At 61.6% G+C, this 18102-nt stretch carries 15 protein-coding genes; 6 read left to right on the top strand and 9 right to left on the bottom strand.

Features of this window, described 5'->3' with window-relative positions:
• Window positions 1-64: 64 nt before the first annotated feature.
• Both BLV67_RS04505 and BLV67_RS04500 read right to left on the bottom strand, forming a co-directional pair.
• On the bottom strand, window positions 65-1210 hold the full coding sequence (locus tag BLV67_RS04505) for a glycerate kinase (RefSeq protein WP_069787488.1): 1146 nt from the start codon (window positions 1208-1210) through the stop codon (window positions 65-67).
• Between the two features lie 91 nt (window positions 1211-1301).
• Entirely contained in the window at window positions 1302-2408 is a 1107-nt protein-coding gene (locus BLV67_RS04500; protein WP_065929994.1) for a sugar diacid recognition domain-containing protein, read from the bottom strand.
• 161 nt (window positions 2409-2569) lie between these two features.
• Here BLV67_RS04500 and BLV67_RS04495 point away from each other — a divergent pair, with 161 nt between their 5' ends.
• Window positions 2570-3880 carry an MFS transporter gene (locus tag BLV67_RS04495; protein ID WP_065929993.1) on the top strand — a complete coding sequence of 437 codons (1311 nt, stop codon included), beginning with the start codon at window positions 2570-2572 and terminating at the stop codon, window positions 3878-3880.
• A gap of 125 nt (window positions 3881-4005) precedes the next feature.
• On the opposite strand, the gene BLV67_RS04490 is transcribed toward BLV67_RS04495, so the two are convergent.
• The gene (locus BLV67_RS04490; RefSeq protein ID WP_069787487.1) at window positions 4006-4710 is read right to left on the bottom strand and encodes an SDR family oxidoreductase; all 705 of its coding nucleotides are present in this window, start codon (window positions 4708-4710) and stop codon (window positions 4006-4008) included.
• Between the two features lie 101 nt (window positions 4711-4811).
• On the opposite strand from BLV67_RS04490, the gene BLV67_RS04485 reads away from it, so the two are divergent.
• The 3 genes from BLV67_RS04485 (at window position 4812) to rarD (ending at window position 7882) form a co-directional block, all read left to right on the top strand.
• On the top strand, window positions 4812-5714 hold the full coding sequence (locus BLV67_RS04485) for a LysR family transcriptional regulator (RefSeq protein ID WP_056860058.1): 903 nt from the start codon (window positions 4812-4814) through the stop codon (window positions 5712-5714).
• A gap of 81 nt (window positions 5715-5795) precedes the next feature.
• The gene (locus BLV67_RS04480; protein ID WP_069787486.1) at window positions 5796-6806 is read left to right on the top strand and encodes an aldo/keto reductase; all 1011 of its coding nucleotides are present in this window, start codon (window positions 5796-5798) and stop codon (window positions 6804-6806) included.
• Between the two features lie 194 nt (window positions 6807-7000).
• Window positions 7001-7882 carry an EamA family transporter RarD gene (gene rarD, locus BLV67_RS04475; RefSeq protein WP_065929990.1) on the top strand — a complete coding sequence of 294 codons (882 nt, stop codon included), beginning with the start codon at window positions 7001-7003 and terminating at the stop codon, window positions 7880-7882.
• A 63-nt stretch (window positions 7883-7945) separates the two neighbouring features.
• On the opposite strand, the gene hppD is transcribed toward rarD, so the two are convergent.
• On the bottom strand, window positions 7946-9022 hold the full coding sequence (gene hppD, locus BLV67_RS04470) for a 4-hydroxyphenylpyruvate dioxygenase (RefSeq protein WP_069787485.1): 1077 nt from the start codon (window positions 9020-9022) through the stop codon (window positions 7946-7948).
• Between the two features lie 245 nt (window positions 9023-9267).
• Window positions 9268-10191 (bottom strand): DMT family transporter, encoded by a 924-nt coding sequence (locus BLV67_RS04465; RefSeq protein WP_069787529.1) that lies wholly within the window; start codon window positions 10189-10191, stop codon window positions 9268-9270.
• A 77-nt stretch (window positions 10192-10268) separates the two neighbouring features.
• Here BLV67_RS04465 and BLV67_RS04460 point away from each other — a divergent pair, with 77 nt between their 5' ends.
• A complete protein-coding gene (locus tag BLV67_RS04460) occupies window positions 10269-11165 on the top strand; it encodes a LysR family transcriptional regulator (protein WP_069787484.1) in 897 nt (298 codons plus the stop codon).
• Here BLV67_RS04460 and BLV67_RS04455 read toward each other — a convergent pair.
• From BLV67_RS04455 to BLV67_RS04440, 4 genes are read right to left on the bottom strand one after another with little or no spacing between them, the layout of a single operon-like run.
• Window positions 11146-12183 carry a fimbrial protein gene (locus BLV67_RS04455; protein ID WP_065929988.1) on the bottom strand — a complete coding sequence of 346 codons (1038 nt, stop codon included), beginning with the start codon at window positions 12181-12183 and terminating at the stop codon, window positions 11146-11148. The two genes, BLV67_RS04460 and BLV67_RS04455, sit on opposite strands and share 20 nt — an antisense overlap.
• Window positions 12183-14804 carry a fimbria/pilus outer membrane usher protein gene (locus tag BLV67_RS04450; RefSeq protein ID WP_069787483.1) on the bottom strand — a complete coding sequence of 874 codons (2622 nt, stop codon included), beginning with the start codon at window positions 14802-14804 and terminating at the stop codon, window positions 12183-12185. The genes BLV67_RS04455 and BLV67_RS04450 overlap by 1 nt, the downstream gene beginning before the upstream one ends.
• Before the next feature lie 2 nt (window positions 14805-14806).
• Complete coding sequence (locus BLV67_RS04445) at window positions 14807-15580, bottom strand: fimbrial biogenesis chaperone (protein ID WP_065929986.1); 774 nt, start codon at window positions 15578-15580, stop codon at window positions 14807-14809.
• A gap of 59 nt (window positions 15581-15639) precedes the next feature.
• A complete protein-coding gene (locus tag BLV67_RS04440; protein WP_069787482.1) occupies window positions 15640-16200 on the bottom strand; it encodes a fimbrial protein in 561 nt (186 codons plus the stop codon).
• 297 nt (window positions 16201-16497) lie between these two features.
• Between BLV67_RS04440 and BLV67_RS04435 the strand changes: the two genes are divergently transcribed.
• The gene (locus BLV67_RS04435) at window positions 16498-18039 is read left to right on the top strand and encodes an EAL domain-containing protein (protein WP_065929984.1); all 1542 of its coding nucleotides are present in this window, start codon (window positions 16498-16500) and stop codon (window positions 18037-18039) included.
• The last annotated feature ends 63 nt before the right edge of the window (window positions 18040-18102 follow it).

Genomic DNA, 18102 nt, shown 5'->3' with positions numbered 1-18102 from the left:
AGTGTAGGGGCCGAGGCGGCACGCTGGCTAGGGGCTGACGGTTGTGGAAGCCAGCTCCCACATGTCAACCACGCTGGCCGAGCGCCGTGCGCCATACCCGCGCAATGTCCACCGCGCGCTCACGCAGCAAACGCGGCGCCTCGCTGCACGCCTGCTCCAGGCTCATGGGGCCGCACGGCAAGGCGAACGCGGCGTCCACTCCATGGGCGTACATGTGCTCATAGCCTTCGCCCAGGGTGCCGGCGATCACGATGACCGGCACCCCATGACGCTGAGCAATCCGTGCCACGCCAAAAGGTGTTTTGCCACGCAGGGTTTGGGCATCAAAGCGGCCCTCGCCGGTGAGCACCAGGTCCGCGCCACGCACGGCCGCGTCCAGGCCCACCAACTCGGCGACCACCTCCACGCCCGCACGGAACTGCGCCCCGAGAAAGGCCTTGGCGGCAAACCCCAGACCGCCGGCCGCACCGCTGCCCGGCTCATCGCGTACGTCGTTGGGCAGAACCTGGGCACAGTGATCGGCAAAGTGCCCGAGCGCCGCGTCAAGTTGTTCGACTTGCTGTGGGTCAGCGCCTTTTTGCGGGCCAAAAATGGCGGACGCGCCGTGCGGCCCGCACAGCGGGTTATTCACGTCGGCGGCGATTTCAAACCGCACCTGGGCCAAACGTGGGTCCAGGTGCTCCAGGCTGATACGCGTCAGCCCGGCCAAGGCCAGGCCGCCCGGTGCAAGGGCCTGATCCTGGGCGTTGAACAACTGCACGCCGAGCGCCTGCATCGCGCCTGCCCCACCGTCGTTGGTGGCGCTGCCGCCGATCGCCAGGATGATGCGTTGCGCACCGGCATCCAGGGCTGCGCGGATCAGCTCGCCGGTGCCGAATGTGCTGCTGATGCACGCATCACGCTGGCCGGTCGGTACGCGTTGCAAGCCGCTGGCTTCGGCCATTTCGATCATTGCGGTGTGGCTGTCTGCAAGCCAGCCCCAGCGTGCTTCGACTGCCTCCCCCAGGGGCCCGCGCACCGTTTCGCGACGCAGTTCGCCGTTGCAGGCGGCGAGTACCGCATCCACCGTGCCCTCACCGCCGTCGGCCATTGGGCACTGGATTAACTGTGCATCCGGCCATACCTGAACGAGCCCGTCGGCAATCGCCTGGGCAACGCCTTCGGCACTCAGGCTGTCCTTGAATGAGTCGGGGGCGATGATGATTTTCATGGGCTTTCTCCGGTTTTTATAACGCCCATGCTGCCAGTTGCCATCGGCAATGACGCCGGTCCGATGCACAAGTGCCGGTGAGGTTTGTTGTTCATTCCGACAAAGCCTGGGGCAATAGCTGTACGCCGAGGTACAGCGCGAGCATGCCGTCGAGGGTCAGCGGGTCGACGCCGCTGAGTTCGGCAATGCGTTCCATGCGGTAACGCAGGCTGTTGCGGTGAATGCCCAGGGCATCGGCACAAGCCTGGCTTTGGCCGTCGTGTTCACACCAACTGCGCAAAGTAGCCAATAACTGGCCGTTGGCGTCCTTGGCCAGGACTTTGCGCAAGGGGTTGAGCAATTCGTCCAGGGCGTCGTCGTTGCGGTGGCGCCAGAGCATCACCGGCAGGCGGTAGCGATTGAGGGTCAACAGCTGCGTTTGCGGCAGGATATCGCGACCATAGGCCAGCAAGTCTGTGACGCGGCGGTAACAGCGGCGCAACCCGGCCAGGCCATCGGCCTGCCCGCCAACCGCCACGCGCAAGACCTTCCAGCCCAGGCCCTGAAGTTTTTCCAGCAGTTTTGGGTTATCCACTGGAGTCGCCGCAGGCCTGCACCACAGCAAGGAAAACTGTGCAGAACTGACGCACCAACTGTCCGGGAATCGGCTGCTCAACCAGGCACTCAAGGCCTCCGCTGATTGGCCTGCACCCAGTTCGAACAGGTAGGGCGTGCGGGCCAGCTGGGGTTTGAGCCCCAACTGCCGGGCTTCATCGACCAGGCGCGGTGAGTCACCGCTGTCGGCCAGCAGCAAGGCCAGCAGATCATCACAGCGTTGGCGCCGCCACTGCTGCTCGGCTTGTTGATGGCGATGGCTGACCAGCATTTCGGCAGTCATGCGCACCAGTTGCGCGTAGGTGCGCAACAACTCAGGCTCGCCGGTGATGCCCAGCACGCCGATCAGGCGCTGGTCGTGCATCAACGGCAAATTGATGCCGGGCTGCACACCTTTCAGGTGTTTGGCGGTCTGGCCATCGATTTCCACGACCCTGCCGTTGGCCAACACCAATTGCGCGCCTTCATGCCGGGTGTTGATTCGCTCCGGTTCGCCACTGCCGAGAATCAGGCCCTGACTGTCCATGACATTGACGTTATAGGGCAGGATCGCCATGGTGCGATTGACGATATCCTGCGCCAGGTCATGATCCAGCTCGAACATGGGGCTAAGTTCCTTTAAAGGCGTGGTTGTACAGAAGCACAGCGCAAAGCCCGCTTGACTGTGCGCGGGCACAAAGACAGCACCCAGCAAGGTGGCCGAGACTCTTTGGGCGATCAACGTTACCCTCGCATCGCGAAAAATCATAATAAAGAGAGACTGCCATGTCACAGAGCGCCGCTGCCACACTGGCCACCGATGACGATAAAAACGCCATCTACAAGCGCATTACCCTGCGCCTGATCCCCTTCATTTTTATCTGCTACTTGTTCAACTACCTTGACCGGGTGAACGTTGGCTTTGCCAAGTTGCAGATGCTCGATGCGTTGAAATTCAGCGAAACGGTATACGGCCTCGGTGCCGGGATCTTCTTTATCGGCTACGTGCTGTGCGGCGTGCCGAGCAACCTGGCGCTGACCAAATTCGGCCCACGGCGCTGGATTGCACTGATGATGATTGTCTGGGGCACACTTTCCACGTGCCTGCTGTTCGTCACCACCCCCAGCCACTTCTACGGCTTGCGCCTGCTGACCGGTGCCGCAGAAGCCGGGTTCTTCCCCGGCGTGGTGCTGTACCTCTCGCAGTGGTTCCCGACCTTTCGCCGTGGGCGGATCATGGCGTTGTTCATGTCGGCAATTCCGGTGTCCGGCCTGCTGGGCAGCCCGTTTTCCGGCTGGATCCTCAACCACTTCGCCGCGGGCCAGGGCGGCCTGGCGGGCTGGCAGTGGATGTTCCTGCTGCAAGGCATTCCCACCGTGATACTCGGCGCCCTCGCCTACTTCCTGCTCAGCGACAGCTTTGCCAACGCCAAGTGGCTCACGCCCCATGAGCGTGCGGTGCTGGAAGCCGATCAGGCGACGGATTTGGCCAACAAGCCGAAAACCACCACCGATTCGCTCGGCGAAGTGTTCAAGAACCCGGCGATCTGGGCGTTCGGGCTGATCTACTTCTGCATCCAGAGCGGCGTGTACGCCATCAACTTCTGGCTGCCATCGATCATCAAGAACCTGGGCTTCAGCGATAACCTGGTGATTGGCTGGCTGAGTGCGATCCCTTACCTGCTGGCCGCCGTGTTCATGCTGCTGGTGGGCCGCTCCGCCGATTTGCGCAAGGAACGTCGCTGGCACTTGGTGGTACCGATGTTGATGGGCGCGATTGGCCTGGTGATTGCGGTGAACTTCGCCACCACCCCGGCCCTTGCGATTCTCGGCCTGACCATCGCCACCATGGGCGCCCTTACCGGCCTGCCGATGTTCTGGCCGGTGCCCACTGCCCTGCTCAGTGCGGGTGCGGCGGCTGGCGGTTTGGCGCTGATCAACTCCATGGGCCAGATGGCGGGGTTCCTGAGCCCGTATATCGTCGGCTTTGTGAAGGATGCCACCGGGTCGACGGACATGGCGTTGTACTTGCTGGCGGCGGTGATTGTGGCCGGCAGTGTGCTGGCGTTGCGCATGACGCGTACCTTGAAGGTATAGCGCGGCCTCTGTGGGAGCTGGCTGGCCCGCGATGCAGACACCTCGGTGTATCAGGTACACCGAGTTGATGCCATCGCAGGCCAGCCAGCTCCCACACAAGCAGGTCCCACATTTCTATTTTGTGTTTACAACAGGCCGCCGCCGTCGATATCCAACACGGCGCCGGTTATAAAGCCATTTTCCATGGCCAGCACATACCCTGACGCGACCTCCTCTGCTTGACCCACTCGCCCCACCGGCAACGCCCCTGCGGCCTTGGCGAACATCGCCAAGCGTTGCTCTTCTGCCAGCCCGGCATACGCTGGCGTGTCGATCACGCCGGGGCTGATCACGTTGACGCGCCGTGGTGCCAGTTCTTTTGCCAACTGCTTGCCCAACGCTTCAGTCGCAGCATTGATACCCGTCTTGATGAACTGCCCTGCCATTAACTTACGGCCCAACTGGCCCGAGGTGAGGCTGATGCTGCCGTGCTCAGCCAAAAATGGCAGTGCCTGCTGGATCGCACGTAAGGCGCCCCAGAGTTTCACGTTGAAATTATCCTGAGCCTCGTCCAGGTCCGTCTCGATCAACGGTTTGGCCCGCACCGACGGGCCGGAGGTAAACACCAGATGATCAAAGCGCCCGACCGTTTCGAACAACCGTTGCAACGAAGCGCTGTCGGTGACGTCGACGGGTTCGCTGCGTACGCCATTGTCGACACCGGAGGTCAAACGGCGCCCGGCCAGCACCACCTGTGCGCCACGGGCGGTGGCGGCCTCGGCCACGGCGGCGCCGATGCCGCTGCTGCCGCCGATCACGATGACGGTTTTACCGCTGAGGGAAGATGTCATGGGGTTGTTACCTGGCTAAGAAAGTGAGCGTTGATCTTCTCAGCTTGGCAATCGGCGAAAAATCCCGGTAAAACGACAAGATCTTTAAAGGATTTTTACAAATGAGCTCGACCCTGGACCTTGAAGTGTTCGTGCGTACCGCCGACACCGGCAGCCTGTCGGCGGCGGCGCGCAGCCTCAACCTCACCCCGGCGGCGGCAAGTATTGCGCTCAAGCGCCTGGAAACCCGGCTGGGCATCCGCTTGCTCGCCCGCTCGACACGCAGCATGCGCCTGACCGAAGAAGGCCGACGCTACCTGGACAGCGTGCGGGTGGCCCTCGAAGCGCTGGCCGAAGGTGAACAGGCGATCAAGCAACAAGGCCAGAGCTTGAGTGGGTTATTGCAACTGGCGGCACCTTCGGACTTCGGCCGTAACGTACTGCTGGGTTGGCTGGATGAGTTCAAGCTCGAACACCCGACTATCCGCCTGCAGTTGCTGCTTAACGACAGCAACGCGGATTTGTTTCGTGACACCGTCGACATCGCCCTGCGCTTTGGTGTGCCAAGGGATTCCAGCCTGGTGGCGTTGCCTGTGGTGCCTGGCCACCATCGCATCCCCTGCGCCAGCCCCGACTACCTGGCGCGCCATGGCACACCGCGCACGCCGGCTGACCTGGCGCAGCACAGCACGTTGCGCTACATGCGCCGTGGGCAGGCGAATAGCACCTGGTACTTTCGCCAGGGTGCCTTGCTGCAGGAGGTGGAGGTGTCGGGCGACTACCTGAGCGATGACGGTGAAATCGTGCGGCGCTGGGCGCTGGCAGGCCACGGCATCGCTTATAAGGCCAACCTCGATATTGCCGGCGATATCAAGGCCGGGCGGCTGGTGCCGTTGCTGCCCGACTGGCAAGGCGAGCCCACGCCGTTCAACCTGATGTGCCCACACCGCCTGCAAGTGTCGGAACGGGTGAAAGTGCTGCATGGCTTTTTACAGCAGCGTTGCCAGGCCTTGCTCAATCCATGAAGAAACACGCGCAGGGCTTGTTCCAGAGCTGCCGAGTCTGGTATTGCATGGGTAACGTTTACCTGCCATGAGGAGCTTTGCATGATTTACCGCACATTGGGCCAGTCCGGGTTGAAGGTCAGCGCACTGACCCTGGGCACCATGATGTTTGGCGAGCAGACCAACACGCAAGACTCGCTGCGCATCATCGACAAGGCCTGGGACCAGGGCATCAATTTTATCGACACGGCCGACGTCTACACCGGCGGGCGCTCCGAGGAAATCGTCGGCGAAGCGATCACCCGCAATCGGGCGGATTGGGTGGTGGCGTCCAAAGTCGGTTTCGGCCCGGCAGACGGTTTGCCCAACCGCAGTGGCTTGGGCCGCAAGCGCATGTTCAATGCGTTGGAAGCGAGCCTGACACGCCTGGATACCGACTACCTGGATATCTACTACCTGCACCGTGAGGACCACGGCACACCGCTGGAGGTCACCGTGTCGGCGATTGGCGACCTGATCCGCCAAGGCAAAATCCGCCACTGGGGGCTGTCCAACTACCGGGGCTGGCGTATCGCCGAAGTGATTCGCCTGGCCGAACGCCTGGGTGTCGACAAACCTGTTATCAGCCAGCCGCTGTACAACATCGTCAACCGTCAGGCTGAAGTCGAGCAGATCACCGCAGCCGCTGCCTATGGCTTGGGCGTGGTGCCTTACAGCCCATTGGCACGCGGGGTACTCAGTGGCAAATACGCGCCCGACGTGACACCCGAAGCCGGCAGCCGTGCGGCGCGCCAGGACAAACGCATCCTGGAAACCGAATGGCGGGTGGAGTCGCTGCGCATCGCCCAGCAGATTCAGCAGTACACCCAAGGGCGCGGCGTGGGGATTGTCGAGTTTGCGATTGCCTGGGTGCTGAATAACGCGGCGGTCAGTTCGGCCATTGTCGGGCCGCGTACCGAGGCGCAGTGGGACGCGTACACCGGGGCGCTGGACGTGAAGATCACGGCAGAAGATGAAGCGTTTATTGACTCGCTGGTGACGCCGGGGCATTCGTCTACGCCGGGGTTTAATGATGTGAGCCATTTTGTCTCGGGCCGCATTGCGCGCTCGTAGCAGATAAAAACCGTTCGCCCTGCCCTTGTGGCGAGCAGGTAAACCTGCTCGCCACTGTTTCAAGCAAAGCCCTGCCCGTGAGTAAATTTCTGCAAAACGCCCCTAAACAGTGCGACCAACCATCACCAAAAGCACCATAATCACCTGCTGAAACTCCCCTTCTTTGTGTATCAGACAGTTTTCGCGAGGACAGTGTGTCTAAAGGTGTTGTTTTATCGGTCTTGGCCTCGGTGTTGTTTGCCGTGATGTACTACTTCACCTCGCTGCTCACGCCCTTGAGCGGCCTGGAGATTTTTGGTTGGCGCATGCTGCTGACCGTGCCGTGCATGACTGTGTTCATGATCGTCAGCGGTGAATGGCGGCGTGTGTGGGAGTTGCTGCAAATGCTGGCGGCGAAGCCGCGATTGATCGGCGGCGTGGTGCTTTCGTCCGCGCTGCTGGGCGTGCAATTGTGGCTATTTATGTGGGCGCCGCTGAACGGGCGCAGCCTGGATGTGTCGGTGGGGTATTTCCTGTTGCCGCTGACCATGGTGTTGACCGGGCGCCTGGTGTACGGCGAACGCTTGTCGCGCTTGCAGCAGATCGCGGTATTTTTTGCCGCACTCGGGGTGCTTAATGAGCTGTACCAGGCCGGTGGTTTTTCCTGGGCCACCCTGGTGGTGATCATCGGTTACCCGGTGTATTTCGTGGTGCGTAAATACCTGCACACCGATCATCTGGGCGGCTTGTGGCTGGACATGGCGCTGATGCTGCCGGTGGCCTGGTGGTTTGTGCAGCATGGCGAACAAGGTTTTGCGGTGCTGGATGTGCATCCCAAGCTCTATGCCTTGATCCCGATACTGGGTTTGATCAGTGCTTCAGCGCTGGTGAGCTACATCATCGCCAGCCGTTTATTGGCCTTTAGCCTGTTCGGGTTGCTCAGCTATGTGGAGCCGGTTTTACTGCTCTTTGTGGCCTTGTTGTTGGGCGAAGGCATCAAGGGCGGGCAATGGCTGACGTATATTCCGATCTGGCTGGCCGTGATGGTGCTGGTGTATGAAGGCTTCAAACATTTGGTGCGTCAGCGCAAAGCTTAAAAGGTGCAGGCACTAAAAAGCCCGGCTGAAAACCTTCTCGCCGGGCTTTTTTGTTGCTGACGCTTAGTCGGTGGTCAGTACACCGCGACGTACCTGGTCGCGCTCGATCGACTCGAACAGCGCCTTGAAGTTGCCCTCGCCAAACCCATCGTCGCCTTTGCGCTGGATGAATTCGAAGAACACCGGGCCCATCAGGGTTTCCGAGAAGATCTGCAGCAGCAGGCGCTTGTCGCCCTCGATCGAGGAGCCGTCCAGCAAAATACCGCGCGCCTGCAGTTGGTCCACCGGCTCGCCGTGGTTTGGCAGGCGGCCTTCGAGCATTTCGTAGTAGGTGTCCGGCGGCGCGGTCATGAAGCGCATGCCGATCTTCTTCAACGCATCCCAGGTCTTGACCAGGTCTTCGGTGAGGAACGCCACGTGCTGGATGCCCTCGCCGTTGAACTGCATCAGGAACTCTTCGATCTGGCCGGCGCCCTTGGACGATTCCTCGTTCAGCGGGATGCGGATCATGCCGTCCGGGGCACTCATGGCCTTGGACGTAAGGCCGGTGTATTCGCCCTTGATATCGAAGTAGCGTGCTTCACGGAAGTTGAACAGTTTCTCGTAGAAGTTGGCCCAGTAGGCCATGCGGCCGCGATACACGTTGTGGGTCAGGTGGTCGATGACCTTGAGGCCCGCCCCTACCGGGTTGCGGTCGACACCTTCGAGGTACACGAAGTCGATGTCATATATCGAGTTGCCTTCACCGAAGCGGTCGATCAGGTACAGCGGCGCACCGCCGATGCCCTTGATGGCCGGCAGGTTGAGTTCCATCGGGCCGGTTTCGATATGGATCGGTTGGGCGCCCAGTTCCAACGCGCGGTTGTAAGCCTGCTGCGAGTCTTTGACCCGGAACGCCATGCCGCACACCGACGGGCCGTGTTCGGCGGCGAAGTACGAGGCCAGGCTGTCGGGCTGGTTGTTGAGGATCAGGTTGATCTCGCCCTGGCGGTACAGGTGCACATTCTTGGAGCGGTGGGTCGCGACTTTGGTGAAGCCCATGATCTCGAAGATCGGCTCCAGGGTGCCCGGAGTGGGCGATGCGAATTCAATAAATTCAAAGCCCATCAGGCCCATTGGGTTATCGTATTGGTCGGCCATTTCGGCACCTCATCATTCTTGTAAGTAGCAAGCAGTCAATTACAGGCAAGGATGAGGTTGCAGGGTGGCGCGCACGAGAGACCCCGCACGCTGCGGGCGAGGAAGTCACCAAAGATCAGGGGGGAGCCGAGTAGCTTCATGATTACATCAGTCTCTGACGGCCGAGGCTTGCGTGAGCGCAAGTCCATATTCTTGTATGCGTAAATCGATTCTACACAGCGTAACAGTATTTGTCCGCACTCTCATCAAATCCCTATTGCGCTGGGCTGCGCAAGGGGTTTGTTGCACAGATAGATGCCCAACAGGATCACCGCGCCGCCGAGCGCCATGGGTAACGTTAGCTGTTCGCCAAGCAGCAGCGCGCCGCAGATCACCGCCGTCAGCGGGTTCAGCGCGATAAACACGCCTGCGCGGGTCGCGCCGATACGCCGGATGCCATCGTAATAGCCGATGTACGCCAGCGCGGAGCCGAGCACGCCCAAATACAACAGGCTCACAACCTGCGGCAGGTGCAGGCTGCCAAGCCCTGCAAGCGTGAAGCGCCCGGCGAGCGCGGTGACAGCCGTCAGCATCAGGGTGCCCAGCAGCACTGACCAGGTGACCGTTTGCAACGGCCCCAGGCTTTGATTCAATGCGCGGGAAAACAACGAGTAAATCCCCCACCCCAGCACACAGCCGAACACCAGCAGGTCGCCCTGCCAGGTACTCGATGCACCTTGCAGCAACTGCGGGTTGCGACTGACGATCACCGTCGCAGCGCCGGCCAGGCACAACGCGATACCCAGCACCCTGGCAGTGCCGAGGCGCTCTTTGAACAACCACCAGGAAACCAGGCCGATCACCGCCGGATTCAACGCCACGATCAACGAAGCGCGCGAGGCGTTGATGTACTGCAGGCCGTAGAAAAAACACAGGTTGTAGAAAAAGATCCCGAAAAACCCCAGCACCGCCAGATGCAGCAGTTGCCGGGGACGTGGCCGCGCCAGCGGGATGCGTGCACACAGCATAAACAGCAGCAGCGCAAGGCTGGCCAGGATAAACCGCAGGCTGGCGGCCAGCAGCGGGTCGACTTGATTGGCCAGGTAACGTCCGGCGACAAAAGTGCCACCCCAAATCATGGTCACAGCGGCCAGCTTCAGGTAGGTGAGGCGATCAGACGGAGGTTGCATTAGCAGTTGCTCGACAGGCGACAGGATGGGCATATTCTTCGACTAATGATCAGTAATCGTAAAATGAGCCTTTACTCATGACCTTGACCCAACTGGAAATTTTTTCTCTGGTGGCCGAGCTGCAAGGTTTCACCAGTGCGGCGCACCGCCTGGGCATCAGCCAGTCGGCGGTGTCCCATGCCGTCAAGGCCCTGGAACAGGAGCTGGGCGTGGAATTGTTTCGGCGCCACCAGACGCTGGTGGAGCTGAGCGATATCGGCGCGCAATTACTCGGGCGCGCCCGTGCCATGCTGGGTCTGGCCGCGACCTTGCAGCAGGAAGCCGCCGATGCCCGTGGGATGAAGCGCGGTACCTTGCGCATCGGCTCCTTCGGCCCCACCGCGTCGGTGCGTTTGTTGCCGGCAATTCTCAGCCATTTCCGGATGGCCTACCCCGGCATTGAAGTGCATGTGGACGAAGGGCCAGACCGGCAAGTTATCCAGTGGCTGGACGAGCGGCGCGTCGACGTGGGTTTTGTGGTGCTCGCCGACACGCCAACAGACAGTGAACGCTTCGACACCGTGGCGTTGTTGGAGGATCAGTTGGTCGCGTTGTTGCCGCCCACCCATGCGCTGGTTGCCAGCGCGTCGGTGCCTTTACAGGCACTGTGTGATGATCCGTTCATCCTCACCGAAGCCGGCTCATCGGAGCTGGTGATGCGCTTGTTCAGCGTCGTCGGTTTGCGGCCCAACGTGCGTTATCGTTGCGCGCAATTGCTCAGCACGCTGGCGGCCGTCAGCCGTGGCGACGGCGTGAGCATCGTGGCGCAGGCATCGCTGCCCGATCACGCCGACGGCCGTTATGTCGAGCGGCCGTTGTCGCCGCCCGTGCCGCGCCGCATCGGCCTGGCGGTGCTGGATCGCCGCCAGGCCTCGCCTGCCACACTGGCTTTTCTCGCGCTTGCGCAGAAGTGGGTCACCGATAGACCAGGGTAAATGTCGCCAGGCCATTGGCCGTGCCGGGTTCAATCGTCGCGGCAGTCTGGATGTAGTGCGCCGTCAACGGCAGTTCGAAGGTGCCATTGGCGCCAGCGCGGCCCAGGGGTTGATCGGCAGTACGAGCGCCCGCAGCGGGGCCATAAGTGATCACGCGACCACCAAACAGCACCTGCAAGGCCACGCCCTTCGCGGTAGAACTGGCGGTCAGCGAAAGCCGATCACTGCGGTTGGCCGGTTGCGTCTGGTCGACCAATGTCACCCGCACGTGCTGCTGTGGACTGCCGACGGGGCATTGCAAAGTGATCGTCCCGCTGCCATTGCCGGCGACGCTGTGAATGCCCTTGAAGGCTCGGCTTTCCACGGCCCCCAAGGCAATCGCCACGGTGGAGGTCGACACACTGCAGGTGGGCCGGCTGGGTTCGCCGATTTCGATGCTGCCGAAGTTAAAGGCATGATACGTAGGGTTGGTGTACAGGTTTAGGCCCGAGAATGTTCGAGGTGTGACCGTGCCGCCCTGGATGGGGCCCGTGACCACAAAAAACACCCGCCCACGTACACCCCAAGTCGCCAGGCCGGGGTGGATGGGCCCGCGCAAAAGCGTGTTGCCAGTGGTCACGATTCGCATCGGGCCGCCGTCACGGTCCTGCGCCATAAACGCAAAACCGACGCCCTGCACGCCGGTCTGATACACCGGCATGGCGAGCGACGAGTGGCCCAAATATTGGCCGGTCCAACGAATGTCTCGGGATATATTGATGTACGACCAGTATTTGATGATGACGTCGGTCGTGTAAGTGCACCTGAGTCCATGCGCGGCTTCAATGGGATAGCCATCCGGGCTACCCAGTACCTGGCCGACCACCGGGTTGGCCGGGACGTTGATACGCGGCACCGAAAGTACCGTCGGCGAGCCGGGATCGCAGGCGACGCCGGCCTGGGCGCTTGCGGTGAGCATGATGACTGCGCAGGCCAGCACGGCAAGCATCACCCGCCGCGTGCGGCAAGGAAGCTTCATCAACTGTTTTCCTTGTGTGTAGAGGTGTCGGGGGTGCATCGGCTGACCAATTGGTCCGCACTTTGCTGGCGCCGGTCGGGGTCTCGGGGCGGCAACCGGTAATGGATAAAACAACGATCGCGCGCCGCTTGCGCCCACTGCACGGTCAACCTGCCGTGGTCGGCAACCCCGCGCACAAAGGCCTTGCCCGCCTGGCCGACAACCCCCACTTCGTTGCCCTGTTCATCCAATACCTGGGCGGCGAACGGCAACGGCTTGCCATTCGGATGGGTCGCCTTGATCACCACCGCCCGGCCGCTGACGGTCTCGAACTTGACCAGCGATATTGCGCCCAAGGTCGGTACCACGGAGCGGTTCGACTCCTTTAATTCCACGTCCATGGGCATGCCTTGCGGGTCGATGTCCACGGCGTTGGGCTGGTACGCCCGCAAAGCAGGCATGACCCCATAACCCTGCTTGTTGATAAGCACCCCGGAACCGCCGAGCTGCGCTCCCTGGGCATCCGGGGCATGCACCAGCGCCGACGCTTCACCGAGGTTTTGTGCCAGGGTGACGCCACCGCTGTGGGCGATCAGGCCGCCGTCGACGCTCACGGACACTTGCGCATTGCGCCGGCTCTGACCATACCCGCCGCGCAGGTTGGCGGCGTGACTGCGATAGCCTGCATAGGCGTTGAAACTTGAACCGCCGTGATCGCCGCTGCCACGACTGCCGACCAGGCCGTAATGGGTGTGCGCCTTCTCCCCCAGCAAGCCATTGATGCCGAGTTGTTGCTGACTGCCGCGTGAATCACCCGCATCCCGCGACAGTGAACTGCTCAGGGTCGGTGCGTGCGTGCCCTCGCCCAATGGCATGGAGAGGCTCAATACCCAGTGATTCTCCACGCGTTCGGTGCGCGTCGAGCGGCCGAAGAAAATGTCCTCGGCGCGTTCACGGTCGCTCGCCCGATACAGTTCGCTGACCCTCGAACGCTGCGCCGAGAGGTTCCAGCTCAGTGACTTCCAGTTGGCCCCATAACTGGCGGTGAACGACGTCTGGCGCCCTTGCTGCCCGGCCCAGTAGTCAGTAGAGCTGCCATACACACTCAGGGTGCCCTCCCCCAACTGCTGGCTGATCGTCAGGTCCAGGCGGCTTTTTTGCCGCGCATAGCTGTCCAGGTTCCCGCCGTGACGGCCCAGATCGCGCACATTCAAGGCGTCCGGCAGGTTCAGGTAGCCGGCGGTCGAGAAGCGATAGGCGCCGAGCGCAAAATGCGTTCCCGAAAACGGCAGGTTCTTGTTATAGGCCAGGCCAAGGCTTTGTCCGCGCGCTACCGCCTGCCCCTGCACCTGTGTGCGCGAGTGGGTGGTGTCCAGGGCGAACGCACCAACGGCTGTACTTAGCGCCAGGCCCGCCTTGCCTTGGCTATAACCCTTGGAAAGGGTGGTGCCCCCGTAAACGGTGAGGCTGTCGATCAGCCCATGTTGCAGCGTGCCTTGAAACACCGAGGCGTTGGCATCGCTGACGCCATGCTGCTGCACCTGTCCCACCGTTGCGCTGTAGTGCGTGGCGCCGTAACGCAATAGCTGCGGGGCCACCGAATAAGGCACGACAAAGGTGCTGCGCCGCCCATCTACCTCGGTGACACTGACGTCGAGGTCGCCTCCGTAGCCCGTGGGGTAGAGATCATCGATCACAAAAGGCCCGGGCGCCACCGTGGTTTCGTAAAGGGTGTAGCCGTTCTGGCGCACCGTCACCGTGGCATTGCTGTCGGCAACACCGCGCACCTGAGGCGCATAACCTTGTTGCGACGGCGCCAGCATCCGGTTATCAGTGGCCAGCGTAACGCCGCGCACGCGCACGCCGTCGAGGATCTGGCCGCTGCTGAAACTGTCGCCCACGGTCAGTTGCGACTGCCAGGCGGCAACGGCGCGTTGCAGGTAGGTGGCCGTGGCTTGATAAGGCAAGTGGCCGCTTCGTGAAGCCCAGGCTTGCCCGCCCTGGTGGCGCAGCCGCCAGTCACCCAGGTTGACCCCGCCGTCCAGGCCCAGGTAACCGCGATCTTCACCCGCACCCGAGGTCACCGCCGCGGCGCTGAAGGTGTAATTGAGCAGCGCGGCATCAATGCCTGCGTCCCATTGGGCGGGGTCAACGTAGTCGCGAGCAGAGCGATTGATGTAGACCTGCGGGATACTCACGTCCAGGGTCAGGGACTCGACATCGACATGGCTGCTGGCCATGGGAATCCATGCGGCGAAATCGCGACAAGCCTCCTCGACGGCTGCCTCGGTGTTGCGCAGTACCACCCCGAGTTCGGCCAGTTGTTGCGCGCTCACACAGGGGTGCGCAGCGTTGTGTTTGTCCACGTTTACGAAGGTGATCGGGCGACGGCCCAGTGATTGCCCGTTGAGTATCACGTCAACGCGATAAACCCCAGGCGTCAACACATTGCCGGTATTGAAGCGCGAGAGATCCGCCGGGCTGGACACACCGCTGGTAAAAGCCTCCAGATCAAACAACAACGGGGCAGCCTCGGCCGATAGCACAAGCGTGCTCAGCAAGCCGAACAGCAACAGCAGTCTAGGATGAGAAAGCAGCCAGGCAGCGCCTTGGCAGAATGTGAGTGGCAACAAGGCTGGCATAGTCAGAACTTCAGAGGAGCACGCTGCGGCGCGGAAAACGTGCCGTAGTCATTGATGAATTTGAAATGCACTTGCGCATCGGCGGGGATGGTCTGCACGGCCTTGTGCACCCTCAGGGTCAGGTTGCCGCCAGGCGGCACCATGCCCTCTTGCGCCTGCAGCAGCGGCGCGTCTTTTTGCGGGCCCATGGCCAACGCCACCTCGTTGAATGTCACGTGATAGGCCGATGGGTTGTGTACCTCCAGCAGCGCCACCTGGGCACTGCGGCGCAAGGTCCAGCGTAATTGCGTGGGCGCTTCGTTCGGGCTGCCGGGCAGATCGGCCGGGCGAAAAAACACTTTGGTACGGATACGAAAGGCGAACTGCAGGTGGTTGGCCGGGGCATCATCGGCCTCGGTGTTGACCTTGGGCGGGATCTCCAGCGCATTGAGCCAAAACAACGATTCCCGATCCGCCGGCAGTGGCTCTTGGGTGTAAACCAGGCGCACGGCCTGGCTTTTCTGCGGGTTCAGGCGAAACACCGGCGGCGAAAGGCTGAAAGGCACCTCGCTGTTAGAGGGGTCTGACGCCGGGTCTCCCTGGTCCAGCCACACCTGTACCAGGCGCGGAGCGCGTTCGTCGTCGTTGGTCAGGCGCAAGGTGATTTCGCGACGCTGTTGCGGGTAAATGTGCCGCGTACCGTCGATCACTACGCCGGCATGGGCAATGGATGGCCATCCGCTGCACACCGAAATGGCGAGCAGCAAGGCAATTGCGAACAGGAGTCGAGCAAACATGGGGCGGTCCTCCAAGGCGCTGTCCGGAGCCTGGCGAACCGCCAGGCTCCGGGCCCTGATCAGGGGAACGTGACGGAGTACAGCACCTGCGTGCTTACCGGGCCTGGGGTTGCGGCGCCGGTGGCGAAGTACTGGGCCGCAAACGGCAGCGACGCTTCACCGTTTTCAGGGACTTTTGCGCTGCTCGAATTGAGCGCCAGGCGCAAGTCCATAGGCTTATGGGTTGTGCCGTCGACAATCTGCACCTCAACGAGGCTGGCAGGCGCGGGTTTGGCCGGCGCTTGATTCTTCAAGTTGCCGGTAGCCGGGTTGATCGCCGGGCTGCTGCTCTCAAACAACACCGCCACCGTCGTATCCTTGGGGCACGCCCCCACACGCACGACAAACGGGGTGGTGCCGGCTGTCTGACCTTTTGCCGCCAGCGCGCTGGCCTGAACCTTGTTGAGTACAACGGCAAAGTTCGGGCTGGCGCCAGGCGCCGAGCCTGCCCCGCCACTGATACTGCAGGTGGTGCCGGTGATTTCACCGGTCAAGCTGATGGTACCGTCTGCGGCAAAAGCAGGCAGCGCGGCGACGCCGGTAGCGGCCAGGAAGGCCGCGGCCAGTCGGAGGTTATTCATTGCAGGTAGTTCCTTATCAAGTCGCGTTAACGGGTTACGAAACGAATTTCAACAATTGAAAGACGAGGGTCGACCGTCCCGCCAGAAGTGGGCTGAAACGGCTGAGAGAGAGGCTGGAAGGGGCGGTGCTTCGAAGTCTCTTACTTTTTGCAACGATGTTTATCTTGCCAAGCAGAGACAATCGCAACAACTGACCGAACGGCTAGGTCAAGGCGTGCCAAACAAGTGAGCGACACTGCGCAATGCCAACTATCATCGGCACACACCCGTCTTTTTATTCCGTTATTGGCTGCCTCTATGCCCCTCACTGCCAAAGGCCCCCGAAGCCGAACCGCACGCGCGCTCATCAGCAGTGCCTGCGGCCTGATTCCCGTTTTATTGGGGGTTGTGATTCTTCATTGGCAAGCCGAACGCACCCTTGAGCAAAGCACCGCCCAAACCGCGCTGGAGGCTGTGCGCCAGTTCGATTTAATGCTCGACAACACCGCCCTGGCCGCCCAGACACTACTGCCGCTGGCCGGCCAGCCTTGCGACAACGGCGCGCAACTGGCACTGCGCGAGCAGGTGACGCGGCGCCCTTTTGTGCGGGCAACCACCTTGTCCTGGCAAAAAAACATCTATTGCAGCTCGTTGTTCGGCGACAGCTACCAGTCACCGGTCAACCCGGACGACTACGTAGCGGGCACGCTGTGGTTGATGAACGGCAACCCGGTAACGCCCGATACTGCGTTATTGGTTTACCGTCGGGTCGATGGCGATAAAGCCGCGTTTGCCTCGGTTGACGGCTACCATCTGACCAACGCCTTGCGCCTGATCAGCCGCTACGCGCACCTGATCCTGCAAGTGGGGCCCAACTGGCTGGACGCTGACGGCAAGGTGCACACCACTGCGATGCCGCAGTTTGCGGTGGCCCATCAGCACCTGGCCTCTGAGCGTTACCCGTACAGTGTCGATGCCGGCATGCCCGTCGGTGAGGTGTGGCGGTACATGGAGGCGCGTTACCCGGCGCTGTTCAGTCTGTTGGTGTTCTTTGGGGTACTGGCGGGCGCGCTGGCCCACTGGCTGCAAAAGCGCTCGTCCGCGCCGACCCATGAGTTGCAGCGGGCACTGGGGGCCAATGAATTCATTCCGTATTTCCAGCCAGTGGTGCGTGGCGACACCCGCGAATGGGCCGGTTGTGAAGTGTTGATGCGCTGGCGGCACCCGAAGGAAGGCCTGGTTCGTCCTGACCTGTTTATCCCGCTGGCCGAACATTCGGGCCTGATCGTGCCGATGACCCGCTCGTTGCTACGCCAGACCGCCGCACAACTGGCCCCGCATGCCGGACGCTTCAGCCCGGGCTTCCATATCGGCGTGAACATCACCGCCAGTCACTGCCAGGACCTGGACCTGGTGCAGGACTGTCGGGAATTTCTCGCTGCGTTCGCCCCCGGCCAGGTGACGCTGGTACTGGAGTTGACCGAACGTGAGCTGATTCAGCCGACCGACACCACCGCCCGCCTGTTCGACGCCCTGCATCAACTGGGGGTGATGATCGCGATTGATGACTTCGGCACCGGCCATTCCAGCCTGGGTTACTTGCGCAACTTCAATGTCGACTACTTGAAAATCGATCAAAGCTTTGTCGCCATGATCGGCGCCGATGCACTCTCACGGCATATTCTGGACAGCATCATAGAACTCAGCGGCAAGCTGGACCTGGGTATTGTGGCCGAGGGCGTGGAAACAGCAGAGCAATGCGAATACCTCGCGGCCCAAGGTGTGGACTTCCTGCAGGGCTACCTGTTCGGTCGGCCGTTACCCTGTGAAGCGTTCATTAAGTCGCTGACCAGCCATTGAATAGCCATCTAGTGCGGAGGATGAAATAATCTTATTCAGGTAACGCCGTGATTTACTCGTGCG

It is taken from the genome of Pseudomonas salomonii (assembly GCF_900107155.1).
Classification (GTDB): Bacteria; Pseudomonadota; Gammaproteobacteria; order Pseudomonadales; family Pseudomonadaceae; genus Aquipseudomonas; species Aquipseudomonas salomonii.
This window is presented reverse-complemented; position numbering and strand designations above follow the sequence as displayed.

What these genes read in the sequence shown, in the direction of transcription:
- BLV67_RS04505 (WP_069787488.1), bottom strand. Translation starts at nt 1,210, where the DNA reads ATGAAAATCATCATCGCCCCCGACTCATTCAAGGACAGCCTGAGTGCC.
- BLV67_RS04500 (WP_065929994.1), bottom strand. Translation starts at nt 2,408, where the DNA reads ATGTTCGAGCTGGATCATGACCTGGCGCAGGATATCGTCAATCGCACC.
- BLV67_RS04495 (WP_065929993.1), top strand. Translation starts at nt 2,570, where the DNA reads ATGTCACAGAGCGCCGCTGCCACACTGGCCACCGATGACGATAAAAAC.
- BLV67_RS04490 (WP_069787487.1), bottom strand. Translation starts at nt 4,710, where the DNA reads ATGACATCTTCCCTCAGCGGTAAAACCGTCATCGTGATCGGCGGCAGC.
- BLV67_RS04485 (WP_056860058.1), top strand. Translation starts at nt 4,812, where the DNA reads ATGAGCTCGACCCTGGACCTTGAAGTGTTCGTGCGTACCGCCGACACC.
- BLV67_RS04480 (WP_069787486.1), top strand. Translation starts at nt 5,796, where the DNA reads ATGATTTACCGCACATTGGGCCAGTCCGGGTTGAAGGTCAGCGCACTG.
- hppD (WP_069787485.1), bottom strand. Translation starts at nt 9,022, where the DNA reads ATGGCCGACCAATACGATAACCCAATGGGCCTGATGGGCTTTGAATTT.
- BLV67_RS04465 (WP_069787529.1), bottom strand. Translation starts at nt 10,191, where the DNA reads ATGCAACCTCCGTCTGATCGCCTCACCTACCTGAAGCTGGCCGCTGTG.
- BLV67_RS04460 (WP_069787484.1), top strand. Translation starts at nt 10,269, where the DNA reads ATGACCTTGACCCAACTGGAAATTTTTTCTCTGGTGGCCGAGCTGCAA.
- BLV67_RS04455 (WP_065929988.1), bottom strand. Translation starts at nt 12,183, where the DNA reads ATGAAGCTTCCTTGCCGCACGCGGCGGGTGATGCTTGCCGTGCTGGCC.
- BLV67_RS04450 (WP_069787483.1), bottom strand. Translation starts at nt 14,804, where the DNA reads ATGCCAGCCTTGTTGCCACTCACATTCTGCCAAGGCGCTGCCTGGCTG.
- BLV67_RS04445 (WP_065929986.1), bottom strand. Translation starts at nt 15,580, where the DNA reads ATGTTTGCTCGACTCCTGTTCGCAATTGCCTTGCTGCTCGCCATTTCG.
- BLV67_RS04440 (WP_069787482.1), bottom strand. Translation starts at nt 16,200, where the DNA reads ATGAATAACCTCCGACTGGCCGCGGCCTTCCTGGCCGCTACCGGCGTC.
- BLV67_RS04435 (WP_065929984.1), top strand. Translation starts at nt 16,498, where the DNA reads ATGCCCCTCACTGCCAAAGGCCCCCGAAGCCGAACCGCACGCGCGCTC.